The organism is Mycobacterium sp. 852013-50091_SCH5140682 (assembly GCF_001665685.1).
Classification (GTDB): Bacteria; Actinomycetota; Actinomycetes; order Mycobacteriales; family Mycobacteriaceae; genus Mycobacterium.
The window spans coordinates 120159-135647 of the sequence record NZ_LZTB01000100.1 but is presented as its reverse complement, the minus strand read 5'-3'; the positions used below and the strand labels follow the sequence as shown (position 1 = coordinate 135647).

At 67.1% G+C, this 15489-nt stretch carries 18 protein-coding genes and 1 riboswitch; of the genes, 8 read left to right on the top strand and 10 right to left on the bottom strand.

Going from position 1 to position 15489, the window contains the following annotated elements:
* The first annotated feature begins 4 nt into the window (after positions 1–4).
* Together radA and disA are read left to right on the top strand one after the other, a co-directional pair.
* Complete coding sequence (gene radA, locus A5784_RS25455; RefSeq protein ID WP_064947640.1) at positions 5–1399, top strand: DNA repair protein RadA; 1395 nt, start codon at positions 5–7, stop codon at positions 1397–1399.
* Between the two features lie 47 nt (positions 1400–1446).
* Positions 1447–2526, top strand: coding sequence for a DNA integrity scanning diadenylate cyclase DisA (disA, locus tag A5784_RS25450; protein ID WP_197514877.1), 1080 nt, complete (start codon positions 1447–1449; stop codon positions 2524–2526).
* A gap of 5 nt (positions 2527–2531) precedes the next feature.
* Here the strand turns inward: disA and A5784_RS25445 are convergent, their stop codons facing one another.
* Positions 2532–3311 (bottom strand): hypothetical protein, encoded by a 780-nt coding sequence (locus A5784_RS25445; protein WP_197514870.1) that lies wholly within the window; start codon positions 3309–3311, stop codon positions 2532–2534.
* A gap of 59 nt (positions 3312–3370) precedes the next feature.
* Positions 3371–3991 (bottom strand): carbonic anhydrase, encoded by a 621-nt coding sequence (locus tag A5784_RS25440; protein ID WP_064947637.1) that lies wholly within the window; start codon positions 3989–3991, stop codon positions 3371–3373.
* A gap of 37 nt (positions 3992–4028) precedes the next feature.
* On the opposite strand from A5784_RS25440, the gene A5784_RS25435 reads away from it, so the two are divergent.
* On the top strand, positions 4029–4904 hold the full coding sequence (locus A5784_RS25435; RefSeq protein WP_156750765.1) for an iron-sulfur binding domain-containing protein: 876 nt from the start codon (positions 4029–4031) through the stop codon (positions 4902–4904).
* Positions 4905–4965: 61 nt separating this feature from the next.
* On the top strand, positions 4966–5259 hold the full coding sequence (locus tag A5784_RS25430) for a hypothetical protein (protein WP_064947635.1): 294 nt from the start codon (positions 4966–4968) through the stop codon (positions 5257–5259).
* Here A5784_RS25430 and A5784_RS25425 read toward each other — a convergent pair.
* Positions 5256–6248, bottom strand: coding sequence for a GlxA family transcriptional regulator (locus A5784_RS25425; RefSeq protein WP_064947634.1), 993 nt, complete (start codon positions 6246–6248; stop codon positions 5256–5258). The two genes, A5784_RS25430 and A5784_RS25425, sit on opposite strands and share 4 nt — an antisense overlap.
* Positions 6249–6320: 72 nt before the next feature.
* Here A5784_RS25425 and A5784_RS25420 point away from each other — a divergent pair, with 72 nt between their 5' ends.
* A complete protein-coding gene (locus A5784_RS25420; protein ID WP_064947633.1) occupies positions 6321–6569 on the top strand; it encodes a hypothetical protein in 249 nt (82 codons plus the stop codon).
* Here the strand turns inward: A5784_RS25420 and A5784_RS25415 are convergent.
* Positions 6552–7313, bottom strand: a complete 762-nt coding sequence (locus A5784_RS25415) for an alpha/beta fold hydrolase (protein WP_064947632.1) — start codon at positions 7311–7313, stop codon at positions 6552–6554. The two genes, A5784_RS25420 and A5784_RS25415, sit on opposite strands and share 18 nt — an antisense overlap.
* A gap of 39 nt (positions 7314–7352) precedes the next feature.
* Here A5784_RS25415 and mhuD point away from each other — a divergent pair, with 39 nt between their 5' ends.
* Together mhuD and A5784_RS25405 are read left to right on the top strand one after the other, a co-directional pair.
* Positions 7353–7670, top strand: coding sequence for a mycobilin-forming heme oxygenase MhuD (gene mhuD / locus A5784_RS25410; protein ID WP_064947631.1), 318 nt, complete (start codon positions 7353–7355; stop codon positions 7668–7670).
* On the top strand, positions 7645–9009 hold the full coding sequence (locus tag A5784_RS25405; protein WP_197514869.1) for a serine hydrolase: 1365 nt from the start codon (positions 7645–7647) through the stop codon (positions 9007–9009). The genes mhuD and A5784_RS25405 overlap by 26 nt, the downstream gene beginning before the upstream one ends.
* A gap of 1 nt (position 9010) precedes the next feature.
* Here A5784_RS25405 and A5784_RS25400 read toward each other — a convergent pair whose 3' ends face one another.
* From A5784_RS25400 to A5784_RS25385, 4 genes are all read right to left on the bottom strand, one after another.
* A complete protein-coding gene (locus A5784_RS25400) occupies positions 9011–9559 on the bottom strand; it encodes a histidine phosphatase family protein (protein WP_064947630.1) in 549 nt (182 codons plus the stop codon).
* A complete protein-coding gene (locus A5784_RS25395; protein ID WP_064947629.1) occupies positions 9556–10326 on the bottom strand; it encodes a CbtA family protein in 771 nt (256 codons plus the stop codon). Before A5784_RS25395 ends, A5784_RS25400 begins: the two co-directional genes overlap by 4 nt.
* A gap of 22 nt (positions 10327–10348) precedes the next feature.
* Positions 10349–10564, bottom strand: a complete 216-nt coding sequence (locus A5784_RS25390) for a CbtB domain-containing protein (RefSeq protein ID WP_029369362.1) — start codon at positions 10562–10564, stop codon at positions 10349–10351.
* A riboswitch (cobalamin riboswitch) is annotated at positions 10520–10715 on the bottom strand. It overlaps the preceding gene by 45 nt.
* Complete coding sequence (locus A5784_RS25385; RefSeq protein ID WP_064947628.1) at positions 10714–11079, bottom strand: YbjQ family protein; 366 nt, start codon at positions 11077–11079, stop codon at positions 10714–10716. (Overlaps the previous riboswitch by 2 nt.)
* Before the next feature lie 108 nt (positions 11080–11187).
* Here A5784_RS25385 and A5784_RS25380 point away from each other — a divergent pair, with 108 nt between their 5' ends.
* Positions 11188–12177: an alpha/beta hydrolase gene (locus A5784_RS25380; protein WP_064947627.1), complete on the top strand. Its 990-nt coding sequence runs from the start codon at positions 11188–11190 to the stop codon at positions 12175–12177.
* Between the two features lie 76 nt (positions 12178–12253).
* Here A5784_RS25380 and clpC1 read toward each other — a convergent pair whose 3' ends face one another.
* Together clpC1 and lsr2 are read right to left on the bottom strand one after the other, a co-directional pair.
* Entirely contained in the window at positions 12254–14782 is a 2529-nt protein-coding gene (gene clpC1 / locus A5784_RS25375) for an ATP-dependent protease ATP-binding subunit ClpC (protein ID WP_064947626.1), read from the bottom strand.
* Between the two features lie 254 nt (positions 14783–15036).
* A complete protein-coding gene (gene lsr2 / locus A5784_RS25370; RefSeq protein ID WP_029369358.1) occupies positions 15037–15381 on the bottom strand; it encodes a histone-like nucleoid-structuring protein Lsr2 in 345 nt (114 codons plus the stop codon).
* Positions 15382–15489: the final 108 nt, after the last annotated feature.

Below are 15489 nucleotides of genomic sequence, written 5' to 3'. Positions count from 1 at the left end.
CGGCGTGGCCGGTTCGAAAGCACGTTCGCAATACCGGTGCTCGGAATGCGCGCATGTCACCCCGAAATGGGTGGGACGCTGTGCGAACTGCGGCACTTGGGGCACCGTTGACGAGGTGGCCACGCTGTCCGCGATCGGCGGCGCGGCCCGCCGGTCGGTAGCGCCGGCGTCCCCCGCCGTTCCGATCACCGCCATCGACCCTGGCGCGACACGGCACTGCCCCACCGGGGTCAGTGAGCTCGACCGGGTGCTCGGCGGTGGCCTGGTGGCGGGTTCGGTGACACTGCTGGCCGGTGATCCCGGTGTCGGTAAATCCACGCTGCTGCTCGAAGTCGCCAATCGCTGGGCCCACGAAGGCCGCCGGGTGCTCTATGTGTCCGGCGAGGAATCCGCCGGACAGATCCGGCTGCGGGCCGAGCGCACCGGCTGCACCCACGACGAGATGTACCTGGCATCCGAGTCCGATCTGCAGATCGCGCTGGGCCACATCGACCAGGTGCGGCCCAGCCTCGTGATCGTCGACTCGGTGCAGACCATGTCCACCACCGAGGCGGACGGCGTGACCGGTGGCGTGACACAGGTGCGGGCGGTGACCACGGCGCTGACCGGCTACGCGAAATCCACCGCACAGGGCCATTCGGTGGCGTTGATCCTGGTCGGCCATGTCACCAAGGACGGCGCCATCGCCGGCCCGCGGTCACTTGAGCATCTGGTCGACGTGGTGCTGCACTTCGAGGGCGACCGCGCGTCGTCGCTGCGGATGGTGCGCGGCGTCAAGAACCGGTTCGGCCCCGCCGACGAGGTCGGCTGTTTTCTGATGCACGACAACGGAATTGAATGCGTCAGCGACCCGTCCGGGTTGTTCCTCGACCAGCGCACGGCCGCGGTCGCCGGAACCGCCGTGACCGTCACGCTGGACGGCAAGCGCCCGATGATCGGTGAGGTGCAGGCGCTGTGGAACCCGACAGATGCGCCGGCCCGACGGACCGTCAGCGGCATCGATTCGGCGCGCGCCGCCATGATCAGCGCAGTGCTGGAACGGCACAGCGGCCTGCCTCTGGCGCGCAGCGACCTGTATGTGGCGACCGTCGGCGGTATGCGGCTCACCGACCCGTCGGCGGATCTCGCGGTCGCGATGGCCATCATGTCGTCCTGCCACCAGTTGCCGTTGCCGATGGACGCCGTCGCCATCGGCGAGGTGGGGCTGGCCGGTGACCTGCGCCGGGTCAGCGGGCTGGAACGGCGGCTGGCCGAGGCCGCCCGGCTGGGCTTCAACACCGCGGTGGTGCCTGCCGGGATCACCGACACCCCGGCCGGGATGCGGGTCATCGCGTCGGACAACATCGCAACCGCGTTGCGGGCGGTCCGGGAGATCGCGGAGAATAACGGCCGATCCTAGGAGGACCGATGGCCGTTAAGACCGGTGGCAGAGCCGGCCGCAACGTGGTGCACCTGGCCCGCCCGACGCTGCGCGAGACCTTGGGCCGGCTGGCGCCCGGGACCCCGCTGCGCGACGGGCTGGAACGCATCCTGCGCGGCAAGACGGGCGCGCTGATCGTGCTCGGTTACGACGAGAGCGTCGAGGCCATCTGCGACGGCGGTTTCGAGCTCGACATCCGCTACGCGCCGACCCGGCTGCGTGAGCTGTCCAAGATGGACGGCGCGGTCGTGCTCTCCAGCGACGCCAGCCACATCCTGCGGGCCAACGTGCAGTTGGTGCCGGATCCGTCGATCCCCACCGACGAATCCGGCACGCGGCACCGCTCAGCCGAGCGCACCGCGGTCCAGACGGGCTACCCCGTGGTGTCGGTGAGCCACTCGATGAGCATCGTGACGGTCTACGTGGCCGGGGAACGGCACGTCGTCCCCGACTCGGCGACCATCCTGTCGCGGGCCAACCAGACCGTCGCCACCCTGGAGCGCTACAAGGGCAGGCTCGACGAGGTGAGCAAGCAGCTCTCGACCGCCGAGATCGAGGACTTCGTGACATTGCGCGACGTCATGACAGTGGTGCAGCGTCTCGAAATGGTGCGCCGGATCAGCCTGGAGATCGACGCCGACGTCGTCGAACTCGGCACCGACGGCCGCCAGCTCAAACTGCAGCTCGACGAACTCGTCGGGGACAACGAAACGGCCCGCGAACTGATCGTGCGGGACTATCACGCCAACCCCGACCCGCCGACCGCGGCACAGGTCAGCGCCACCCTCGAAGATCTGGATGCCCTCACCGACAACGAGCTGCTGGACTTCACCGCGCTCGCGCGGGTCTTCGGCTATCCGACGACTGCCGAGGCGCAGGACTCGGCGATGAGTTCACGGGGATACCGGGCCATGGCAGGCATCCCACGGTTGCAGTTCGCCCATGTCGACCTGCTGGTCCGCTCGTTCGGCTCCCTACAGGGGCTCTTGGCCGCCAGCGCCGACGATCTGCAGTCGGTCGAAGGCATCGGGTCCATGTGGGCCCGGCACATCAGGGAAGGGCTCTCCCTGCTGGCCGAGTCGACGATCGCCGACCGGTTGGCCTGACCGGCTCAGTTGCCGGGCGCGGGGGCAGGCGCGGGTGCCGCAGGCGGGGCGCCCTCGGCCGGCGGCGGTGCCTGCTGCGCGGGCGCGAGGATGAACGGCACCGGCGCAGATCTCAGGTTGCCCAGTTGGACCATCAGGTTGTAGGTACCGGGCCCGATCGGTTGCCGAGGCAGCGGGCACTGGGGTGCTGAGCTCATCCCGGTCCAGGTCACCTCGGTGGTCACCTGCTCGCCCGGGTTGAAGGTCTTGACCAGTGTTTCGTTGGACGGCGCGCAGTCCAGGTTGGACCAAAGCCGAGTGTTGTCCAACGAGTAGACGTAGGCGGCCAGCACGGCTGCGCCGACGTCACGCTTGCAGGCCACCAGGCCGATGTTGGTGACGACCATGGTGAACTTCGGCTGATCACCGACGACGTACTGCGGCTGGCTCGTGATGCCCTTGACGGCCAGTGTCGAATCCGGGCAGTCGTCACCCTCCTTGAGCACCGGCGGCGGCGTCACCGCCGCGGTCGGGGTTGCCGTCGGCGGCGGAGCATGCTGCGCCGGGGGCACCACCGGGGTTTTGACCTCGGGGTTCTCGCCCGGCAGCGGAGTCGGCGCGGCCGCAGTCGGGGAGGGAGTCGACTGTTGGGCGGACTTGGATTCGGCGCCTGAGCTGTTGCTCACGACGGCCACGATGATCGCGACGACCACCGCGACGACGACCACCCCGATCCCGATCGCCAGCGCTCGGCGCCGCCGGTAAATCTCCGCAGGCAGGGGGCCCCGTGGTTCCAGATCCAACACGACCTTCACGGTAAGCCCAGGTCATCCCCAGTTGCCCGAGGCGGCCCGGCGTGTCGCCGTCAGGCGTGACCGATATCGCCCACGTGATGCCGCAACTCGACCCGGCCGTCGGTCAGGTGATAGGTCGCGCCGACGATGGCCTGGGTGCCCGCCGCGATGCCCTGGGCGATGGCCGCGGAGCGCATCTGCAGCTGCGTCACCGTCTCTTTGACGTGATGCGCCTCGAATTCGTCGACGCGCTCGAGCCCGGCATGGCGGCCCATGAGGATCGACGGCGTCACCCGCTCGACGATGTCGCGCACGAACCCGCCGGGCACCTGGCCGTCGTCGAGCGCATTGATGGCGGCCTGGACTGCGCCGCAGCTGTCATGCCCCAGCACCACGATCAGCGGCACGCCAAGGATGGAGACGGCGTACTCGATGGAGCCGAGCACCGCGTTGTCGATCACATGGCCGGCGGTGCGGACGACGAACATATCGCCCAAGCCCTGATCGAACAGAATCTCGGCGGCGACGCGACTGTCACCGCACCCGAACACCACCGCGGTCGGCCTCTGGGCGTGGGTGAGACTGGCGCGCCGAGCGATGTCCTGGCTCGGATGCTGCGGCTCGCCCGCGACGAAGCGCGCGTTACCGTCCTTGAGTGCCTTCCACGCCGACACAGGATTCGAATTGGGCATGGCGATCAGCCTATCGCCATGGACGCATGACGCCCTGATGAGCATCGATTCCGACGAGCTCACCGGGTGGTACCGGGAATTCCACCGCGACCTGCCGTGGCGCAGGCCCGGCGTCACCGCCTGGCAGATCCTGGTCAGCGAGTTCATGCTGCAGCAGACGCCGGTGTCCCGGGTCGAGCCGATCTGGCTGGACTGGATCGCGCGGTGGCCAACGCCGTCGGCGACCGCGGCGGCCGGGGTCGGCGAGGTGCTGCGGGCGTGGGGCAAGCTCGGCTATCCGCGCCGGGCCAAGCGCCTGCACGAATGCGCCGTCACGATCGCCGCCGAGCACGGCGATGTGGTGCCCGCCGACGTCGACACGCTGCTGACGCTGCCGGGTGTCGGGGCGTACACCGCGCGGGCGGTCGCATGTTTCGCATATGCCGCCAGGGTGCCCGTCGTGGACACCAACGTGCGCCGGGTGGTGGCGCGCGCGGTGCACGGCCGCGCCGATTCGCCTGCCAGCGTGCGCGATCTGCAGGACGTGTCCGCGCTGCTGCCGGACTCCGATGCGGCACCGGTGTTCTCGGCCGCGCTGATGGAACTCGGCGCGACGGTGTGCACCTCGCGCAACCCGCGGTGTGGCATCTGTCCGCTGAGTTCGTGCCTGTGGCGCACGGCTGGTTACCCGGCGCCGACCGGCCCGGCCCGCAAGGTGCAGCGCTACGCGGGCACCGACCGTCAGGCCCGCGGCAAGCTCCTGGATGTCCTGCGCACCAACAGTTTTCCCGTCACCAGGGCACAACTCGACGTGGCCTGGCTCAGCGATACCGCGCAGCGCGACCGAGCGCTGGACTCACTGCTGGTCGACGGCCTGGTGGAACAGACCCCCGACGGCCGGTTCGCACTGGCCGGCGAGGGCGAAAATACATGAGGATGGCCTGAATACCCGTCGCAGGACACCGTGACGCCGCTTCGGCACATACAACGGAGTCATGACGAAGCTGACGCTACTGCTCTGTACCACAACAGCTCTCGCGCTGGGCCTGGCTGCCCCCGCGGCGGCCGCACCCAGCGGCACCGGATCGGCCGAGGACACCGTGCGCGATTTACAGGGTCGCGGCTACCACGTCCAGGTCAATTCCAATGCGAACACCAGCCTTTCGTTGTGCAAGGTGACGGGTGTGCACGGCCTGGCCGACTCCAACATCGACGACTCCGGACACCGCATCGACCCGTCGCAGCACACCACCGTGTACGTGAACGTGTCGTGCCAGCCCGACGGTTAGGCCGTGGCGACGGCTTCGCCGTCGTCGCATACGGATCCTCCTGCGCCGCAAGCGAACCTGCGCCGGTAGTCCGATGGCGTCACCCCGATGACGCGGCGGAAGTGATGCCGTAGCAGGGTCGCGGTGCCGAATCCGGCCTGCCCGGCGATCCAGTCGATGTCGAGGTCGGTCTCCTCGAGCAAGCGGCGCGCGTACAGCACCCGCTGATCGGTGATCCACTGCATGGGCGTCGTGCCGGTCTCCTCGACGAAGCGCCGCGCGAAGGTCCGCGTAGACATCGCCGCCCGCTTGGCCAGGGTGCCGACGGTATGCGGCTTGTCCAGGTTGCCGATGATCCAATCCAGGTGCGGGGCAAAGCCATCCGAACATCGCACCGGGATCGGCTGGTCGATGAACTGGCGCTGCCCGCCGTCGCGCTGCGGCGGGACCACCATCCGGCGGGCGATCTTGTTGGTCACCTCGCTGCCGAGTTCACGCCGCACCAGATGCAGGCAGGCGTCGATACCGGCTGCGGTGCCCGCGCTGGTGATCAGGTTGCCGTCGTCGACGAACAACACGTTGCGGTCGACACGTGCGGTCGGATACATGCGCGCCAGCTCGTCGGCATGCATCCAGTGCGTGGTGCACGGCCGTCCGTCGAGCAACCCGGCCGCGCCTGCCAGGAAGGCCCCCGAGCACACCGTCAGGATGATCGATCCGGCGTCCGCTGCGGTGCGCACCGCAGCCAGCGCTTCGGGCAGGTAGTCGCTACCCGCGATCGCCGGGATCGCGACCAGATCCGCCCCGATGAGGGCATCGAGACCGTGGTCGGGTGTCAGCGTGGCACCGATCGAGGTGCGCACCGGCTTGCCCGGCTCGGGGCCGCACACCTTGAAGTCGAAGTTGGGCACCCCGTCGGCCGAGCGATCGATCCCGAAAACCTCGCAGATCACCCCGAACTCGAAAACCGCGAGGCCGTCGAGCACCAGCGCGGAGACGCTTCTGATCATGGCAGTATCTTACCGAAAGGTGTCAGTGCGGCCACTTGTTGGCTGGATATTGGCTTAACAAGAATTACTGCCATGACCTATGCACTCGCTCTCCTGATCATGGCCTCGCCGTTCCTGGTCGCTGCAGCCCTGAGCTGGGCAGCGCACCGCAGCGGCATCCTGCGGATCCACCTGGACCAGTTCCGCACCTATGCGCCACTCGCGGGTTGGCTGGCGGACTACGACGCGAACCGGGCCGAGCACGATCTCGATGCCGTGCGCACCCGCTTCGAGCAGAGTCCGGCCTGGCCGACCGCCGGAGCCCTAGGTGAGCGACGCTAGAAACTTCTCGACGGCGTCGCGGTACACCTGCGGCTGCTCGTCATGAATCAGGTGGCCCGCCTCAGGAACATGCAAATACGTTGTCCGGTAACCGATCTCGGCCATCTTCCGCATCTGCCCCGGAGGGGCCACCGAAGTCCCCGCCTCGATCAGCAGCGTCGGTACGCGTACCGCGCGCCACTGCTGCCAGTACTCCCTCGTCCCCCACTCGGCGGCGATGTCGAGCCACCACTGCGGCCGGCCGTGCAATCGCCACCCGGTGGCGGTGCGGTCGAACGCCTCCAGGAAGTACCGGCCGGCCACCGGGCCGAATTCCTGGTACACCTCCTGCGCCGAGCCGAACTCCACCGGCAACGCATGTACCCACGGCTCCCACGGCCCGGTGGTGCGCCCGAGAAAATCCGGCGCCATGTCCTCGACGACAACCGACGTCACCAGCTCCGGCCTGGCCGCGGCCAGACACCACGAATGCAGCCCACCCATCGAATGACCGACCAGTCGCGCCGGCTCCCCCAATTCCACGACCGCGTCGGCCAGATCCGCGACGAACCGCTCGGTGCTGATCGGGAACGGGTCGGGCACATCGCGGCCGCGATGCCATGGCGCGTCGTAGGTGTACACCGCGCCCAACTCGGTCAGCCACGGAAGTTGACGGGTCCACGTGCTGCCGCGGCCCATCAGCCCGTGCACCAGCACGATGGGCGCACCGTGACCACCGTGGTGGGCGAGGAGTTCTGTGACCATGCCGTTATCTTGCCGCGCGGTCGCGGTAGCCTGATTCTCATGCCCGTCGTGAAAATCAACGCCATCGAGGTCCCGCCCAACGCAGGCCCGGAACTGGAGAAGCGGTTCGCGCACCGTGCACACGCCGTCGACAACCAGCCGGGGTTCCTGGGCTTCCAGCTGCTGCGTCCGGTCAAGGGTGAGGACCGCTACTTCGTCGTGACGCAGTGGGAAACCGAAGAGGCATTCCAGGCGTGGGCACAGGGCCCGGCCGTCGAGGCACACAAGGGTGAACACAAGAACCCCGTGGCAACCGGGGCGTCGCTGCTGGAGTTCGAGGTTGTGTTGGACGTTGCGGGGCCCGGCGCTTCGGCATAGCCGGAGCGGGGTGGTACGGCGGACGATAAGCCTGACGGCTGTCGTCGCGCTCGCGGCTGCCCTGGCTTCCGGTTGTTCGCAGGGCGCCGCACCGGCGGCCGAGATCTCCTACGGCGCCCACATCGACACCAACACCCCGCCTGGTCTGCGGGCCAAGCAGACCATGGACATGCTGAACTCCGACTGGCCCATCGGCCCGGTCGGAGTGCGCACACTGGCCAGCCCGGACAAGGTCGACGACGTCGGCACCAAGATGGACCGGATCTGGTGGGACCGCCCGTTCCGGGTGTCCTCGGTGGACATCGGCGCAGGCCAGGCCACGCTGCACGTGTTGACGTCATACAACGTCGCGCAGGACATCGAGCTGCGCACCAACGACGCCGGGCTGGTCGACCGATTCGACGTCAACCTCGTCCCGCCCGTGATCAACTCGTGGGCGGACATCGACACCGAGCTGACCAAATCGGGCGCGCGCTACTCCTACCAGGTCGCCAAGGTGACCGACGGCAAGTGCGTCAAGGTGGCAGGGACCAACACCGATCTGTCCTTGCCGCTGGCCTCGATCTTCAAACTCTATGTGCTGCTTGCCGTCTCCGATGCGATCAAGGCCGGGACGGTGCACTGGGACGATCTGCTGACCATCACCAAAGAGGGCAAGAAACTCGGATCGGCAGGGCTGGACAAGATGCCCCCGGGCGCCCAGATCACCGTGCGGACCGCTGCCCAGCAGATGATCTCGGCGAGCGACAACATGGCCACCGACCTGTTGATCGGGCGGGTGGGGACCGGCGCGGTGGAACGCGCCCTGGTCACCGGCGGCCACCACGACCCGGCCAGCATGACACCGTTCCCGACCATGCACGAGGTGTTCTCGGTCGGCTGGGGTGAGCCGAACCTGCGCGAGCAGTGGAAGCAGGCCTCTCCGAAGGACCGCGTCCAGCTATTGCAGCAGACCAATTCCCGCCCCTACGAACCGGATCCGATGCGCACCCACACTCCGGCGTCCAACGACGGCCTGGAATGGTTCGCCAGCGCCGAGGACATCTGCCGCGTGCACGCCGCGTTGCAGGCCTCGGCCGTCGGCGAGGCGGCCCCCGTCAAACAGATCCTGTCCGCGCTACCCGGCATCGACCTCGACCCGGCGAAGTGGACCTACGTCGGCGCCAAGGGTGGCAATCTGCCCGGCGACCTCACCTACAGCTGGTACGCCGTCGACCACACCGGGCAACCATGGGTGGTGAGCTTCCAGCTGAACTGGCAGCAGTTCCGCAGCCAAACGGCCGCCGGCTGGCTGTGGTCGATCGCCAAGCGGGCCTTCGCGATGGCGCCCATCGGTTAGCTCAGTTGCTGCGCAGCGTCCAGGCGTGGCCGCGGAAGTGCAGCACCGTGCGGCTCACCGGCGCAATGTCGATGCGCCAGAACGATTTCGGCGGCGCATCCAACGCGATCAGGACGGCGGCGCGGACCACCGCCGGATGCGTGACGGCCACGAGCCTGCCCCGCTTGGCGGTCACCGTGTCCATCCACCGCCGCACCCGGGCGATCAGCTCCACGACGGATTCACCGCCATGCGGCGCCTTGCCCGGATCGGTCAACCAGATGGCCAGGTCGGCGGGGCGCACTCCGGAGAGCACATCGCCTCGCCACAGCCCGCAATCCAGATCGGCCAGCAGGGGCTCGACCTCGGCGCGCAGGCCGAGCAACTCAGCGGTCTGCCGCACCCGCTTCTCCGGGCCGCAGTAGGACTGGTCCACCGGGCCGAGCTCGATCGCCGCATCGACCTGACGGTGACCCAGGGAATTCAGTGGTTCGTCGATGGGGAATCGCCCGGCTGCCACCGCATCGGTCATGGCATGCGACACCAGCGACAGCCGGACGACTTCACTCACGCGGTCAGACGGTCCTGCTGCGTGCGCCTGCCCTCGAGCAGCCGGGAGGCGAGCACGCCGAACACCAAACCGATCGTCACCCAGATGACCACCTGTGTGCCCAGCGAATACAGCCTGAACTCGTAGAGGTCTTCGGGCGGGAAGCCGGACGGCGTCTCGTGGATGGCCGGCAGGACCAGCATCACCACGCCGACCGCGACGATGTACGCCGCGGCTGCGGCCAGGGCCGCATTCCAGACACCGAGCTTGGGTGCCAGCTGACTACCCAGATACACCGCGGAGACCATCAGCAGCGCCGACAATCCCACCATCAGCAGGTAGAGCAGCCCGCGCTGGCTGATGGTCTCCTCCAAGCTGGTCGCCGGAGGGTTTGGCGCGTACTTGAGGGCAGGCACCACCCACAGGGCGATCAACATCGCGCCTGCGATCAATGCCGACAACGCGCGCACAGACAGACCGCTGACGCGGTTGTAGGCCACGCAGAACACCACGGCGTACAGCGCCCCCATCGCGACCGCGAAGGCCAGTACCCCGAACCCCATACCGATGTTGGACTGCACGCCGCGGGTGAACAGTTCGACGCCCTCACCGTGGCTGTGGCCGTGGCCTGCCGCGGCTTCCATCGCCTCATGCGCCGCCGACTGGCGTTCCTCGAACTCGATGGCCCGGCCGATGATCGGCTCAAGGAAGACCTTGGCCCAGACGAACGCGAGCACCCCGGCAAGGGCGCCGGCGAGAACGCCGCGCCCGATTATGTGTTTTTCCATCTTGGATTGTGCCGCCGGAGAATCAGTGGCAGGGGAAGCCGAGCAGGTGCCGGGCGTCGTGGACGAACTCGTGGATGTACATGTTGTCGCCGAACACCGAGGTAGCCCCCTGGTCGACGCCGACGAAGTACAGCACGACGAGCGCCAGGAACGCCGTGAGGCTGAGCCACAGCACAGCTTTGGTTGCCGAGAGGTCGAGCGCAGGCGCGTGGCTCTTACGTGCCTCGGGAGAAGTCATCTGGGTGTCCTTTCTGGGAGTTCGCGTCCCAGTGGCAGCTGTGACGGGCTCAGGGTCTGACTGTTTACAGTGGCGCGACCGTTCTGGATTCTCACCAGATTCCTTCGTCCGTCTTTACAGGTGCATCGTAAACCTGTGAATCCCCCGTGTCAGCCGCCATACCCGAGTTGCTGCGCGGTGTACTTGGCCGCGTCGGTGACGGGCACCGCCTGCACGGCGGTGCCGTAGGCGCAGATCTCGGTCCAGGTGTCGCCGAGCTCGGTGGTGTCGAAGCGCATCGCGACGATCGCGTTGCCGCCCCGCGCGCGAGCCTCGTTCATCAGCCGGCTCATCGCCTCGTTGCGACTCTCCGCGAGGTTCTTGGTCATGCCCTGCAGCTCGCCGCCGAACATGCTCTTGAACCCGGCGCCCATCTGCGAGAAGGCGTTTCGAGACCGCACTGTCAGCCCGAAGACCTCGCCGCAGACCCGCTGAATTTCCCAGCCCGGAATGTCGTTGGTGGTGACGATCAGCATGGTAGAGCCCTTCCCTCGTGGCTGCCGATGTGTGATAACGCAAATACCGATCAGTGAAACCCATTGCTATGTACTGCCTGTGACTTTCCTGCACCACATAATCACGCCGTGACTCAACTCCTTCGCCGTGTTCGCGTGTTTGCAGCAGCGCTGACTGTAGTGATGCCGTTCCTGTCGATTCCGATGGCAGCAGCCGACCCACCGCAAGGCGGCGCGCACATCACCGGCATCGAGCACGTCAACGATCGCTGGGACAAGGTCTCGGTGTACTCGCCCGCCATGAACCAGGTGATCGTCAACGACGTGTACAAAGCCCCGCGCTCGGGCGCGCCGACGTTCTACCTCCTGCCCGGCATCGACGGCGGCGACAACCTCGACCCCGGTGGCAACTTCGCGCCAGGCGCCAAGAGTTGGTTCGGGATGACCGACATCCAAGGCTTCTTCGCCAACAAGAACGTCAACGTCGTATCGCCGCTCGGTGGGCAGTTCAGCTGGTGGACAGACTGGGTCAACGACGGCAGCAAGCAGTACCAGACCTACATGACCCGGGAACTGCCGCCGGTGATCAACGCGCAGTACAACACCAACGGGCGCAACGCCGTCGGCGGTCTGTCGAGCACCGGCGGCACCGCCGTCGACTACGCCGTGCAGGCACCCGGGCTGTTCCGGGCCGTCGGCTCCTACAGCGGTCTGCTCAACCCCTCCGACAATGCCCAGCAGGTCTCGCTGACGCTCGTCGGTGGCGGGCTCAGCGCGGACAACATGTGGGGCCCGGCCGGTGGTCCGCTGTGGGTCGCTCACGATCCCACCAAGAACGTCGCGAAGCTGAAGGGCACCGCCGTCTACGCGGCAGCCTCGACCAGCGGTGGCGAAGGCGCCGTCGACCGGCTGCCCGAGGGCTTCGGACCCAACATCACCGGTGGCTTGATCGAGCGCATCGTCTCCGACAGCACAAGGGCGTTCGCCGACGCGGCGGCGGCCGCCGGCGTTCCGGTGCACTACGTGGCCCGGCCGGAGGGCTCGCACACGTGGGGCCTTTTCGAATCGGAGATGCAGGAGTCCTGGAACACCACCATCGGACCGGCCTTGGGCGCTTAGCGCACAACAAAAATGCCCCCACCGCGTGGTGGGGGCATTTTTGTTGGCGCTTATTCGGCTTCGTCGCCGGAGGCGACTATTCGGCAGTGGCCGCGGCCTTGGCCAGATCGGGGCCATCGGGGCTGGCGCTCTTCGGGCTGCCCACGAAGGTGAACTTCGCGTCCTCGCCGGCGCCTTCGCCGTCCCAGCCCTCGACGTCGACCGTGACGAGCTGCCCTGGACCGACCTCCTCGAACAGGATCTTCTCCGACAGCTGGTCCTCGATCTCGCGCTGGATGGTGCGACGCAGCGGCCGCGCACCCAACACCGGATCGAAGCCACGCTTGGCCAGCAGGGCCTTGGCCTTCGGCGTCAGCTCCATGGCCATGTCCTTGGTCTTGAGCTGGTTGCCGACCCTGCTGATCATCAGGTCGACCATCTTGATGATCTCGTCCTGCGTCAGCTGGTGGAACACGATGATGTCGTCGATACGGTTGAGGAACTCAGGCCGGAAGTGCTTCTTGAGCTCGTCGTTGACCTTCTGCTTCATCCGCTCGTAGTTGTTCTCGCCACCACCCTGGGTGAAGCCGAGGCCAACCGCCTTGCTGATGTCGGACGTGCCGAGGTTCGAGGTGAAGATCAGCACGGTGTTCTTGAAGTCGACCGTGCGGCCCTGACCGTCGGTCAGGCGACCGTCTTCGAGGACCTGCAGGAGGCTGTTGTAGATCTCCTGGTGGGCCTTCTCGATCTCGTCGAACAGCACGACGCTGAACGGCTTGCGGCGCACCTTCTCGGTGAGCTGACCGCCCTCTTCGTAGCCGACGTATCCGGGGGGAGCACCGAACAGCCGCGACGCGGTGAAGCGGTCGTGGAACTCGCCCATGTCGATCTGGATGAGCGCGTCGTCCTCGCCGAACAGGAAGTTGGCCAGCGCCTTGGACAGCTCGGTCTTACCGACACCGGACGGCCCGGCGAAGATGAACGAGCCGGACGGACGCTTGGGGTCCTTCAGGCCGGCACGGGTGCGGCGGATGGCCTTGGAGACGGCCTTGACGGCGTCCTCCTGGCCGATGATCCGCTTGTGCAGCTCGTCCTCCATGCGCAGCAGCCGAGTCGTCTCCTCCTCGGTCAGCTTGAACACGGGGATTCCGGTCCAGTTGCCGAGCACCTCGGCGATCTGCTCGTCATCGACCTCTGCCACGACGTCGAGATCACCTGAGCGCCACTGCTTTTCCCGCTCGGCACGCTGAGCCACCAGCTGCTTCTCGGAATCGCGCAGCCGCGCGGCCTTCTCGAAGTCCTGCGCGTCGATGGCCGATTCCTTCTCCCGGCGGGCATCGGCGATCTTCTCGTCGAACTCGCGCAGGTCTGGCGGAGCGGTCATCCGGCGGATGCGCATCCGGGCGCCTGCCTCGTCGATCAGGTCGATGGCCTTGTCCGGCAGGAACCGGTCGTTGATGTACCGGTCGGCCAGGGTGGCGGCGGCCACCATCGCGCTGTCGGTGATGGAGACGCGGTGGTGCGCCTCGTAGCGGTCGCGCAGCCCCTTGAGGATCTCGATGGTGTGCTCGACCGTCGGCTCACCGACCTGGACGGGCTGGAAGCGACGCTCCAGGGCGGCGTCCTTCTCGATGTACTTGCGGTACTCGTCGAGGGTGGTCGCGCCGATGGTCTGCAGCTCGCCGCGGGCCAGCTTCGGCTTCAGGATCGAAGCGGCGTCGATGGCGCCTTCGGCGGCACCCGCACCGACCAGCGTGTGCAGCTCGTCGATGAACAGGATGATGTCGCCGCGGGTGTTGATCTCCTTGAGCACCTTCTTGAGGCGTTCCTCGAAGTCACCGCGGTAGCGGCTGCCCGCGACCAGCGAACCCAGGTCGAGGGTGTAGAGCTGCTTGTCCTTGAGCGTCTCGGGGACCTCGCCGTGGACGATGGCCTGCGCCAGGCCCTCGACGACGGCGGTCTTGCCGACGCCGGGCTCGCCGATGAGCACCGGGTTGTTCTTGGTGCGGCGGCTCAGCACCTGCATGACCCGCTCGATTTCCTTCTCGCGGCCGATGACCGGGTCGAGCTTGCCTTCCATGGCGGCGGCGGTCAGGTTACGGCCGAACTGGTCGAGAACCAGCGAGGTCGAGGGGTTGCCCGACTCGCCTCCGCGACCACCGGTGCCCGCCTCGGCGGCCTCCTTGCCCTGGTAGCCGCTCAGCAGCTGGATGACCTGCTGGCGCACCCGGGTGAGTTCCGCACCGAGCTTCACCAGCACCTGGGCCGCGACGCCCTCGCCCTCACGGATCAGGCCGAGCAGGATGTGCTCGGTGCCGATGTAGTTGTGGCCGAGCTGCAGCGCCTCGCGCAGGCTCAGCTCCAGCACCTTCTTGGCGCGCGGGGTGAACGGGATGTGGCCGGACGGCGCCTGCTGCCCCTGGCCGATGATCTCCTCGACCTGGCTGCGAACGCCTTCCAGCGAGATACCCAGGGATTCCAGCGACTTGGCGGCGACGCCTTCGCCTTCGTGAATGAGGCCCAAGAGGATGTGCTCGGTGCCGATGTAGTTGTGGTTGAGCATCCGGGCTTCTTCTTGGGCCAGGACGACGACCCTGCGGGCACGGTCGGTGAATCTCTCAAACATCGGTGGTTACCTGCTCTCCGTCGCATAGCGGTACTGACGCGCAGCACTCCGCACGTAGTACATACCGTCCACTCTAGTGGGCGGCAGCTTCGGGTGCGGAGCTTGGTTGCGCGTTTACCCCGTGTACCCGACGCTGCAGAGGATCAACGCCGCTGGTGCGCGAAACGTTTCCGCAAATGGGCGGGGGAAAGGTTCGCCGCTAGCGAAAACACGGACCGTCGGTAACCGCCGATCCGTGTACTGGCAATCCTCTTTTACGTTGCCGCGTGGAATGCGTCGATCACGTCGGCGGGTATCCGGCCCCGGGTCGACACATTGTGCCCGTTGCGGCGGGCCCATTCCCGGATGGCAGCGCTCTGTTCCCGGTCGATGGCCCCGCGGCCCCGGCCCGCCGGGCTCGCCGCGCGCCCGCGTCTGCGGCCGCCGACACGACGCCCGGCCTCGACCCATTGTTTGAGATCGTTACGAAGCTTGGTCGCATTCTTGGAGGAAAGATCGATCTCATAGGTGACGCCGTCGAGACCGAATTCGACCGTCTCGTCGGCGGTGGCTGCACCATCGAAATCGTCAACCAACGTGACGGTCACTTTCTTTGCCATTACCCCGCACCGAACCCTTCTGCCTACGCATTGGTGAGTAGCTGCCAGTATCCCGCCTCGTTGACCAATGTGCCACACCGACGCGCGCTAATACAACAGATCAGGTTC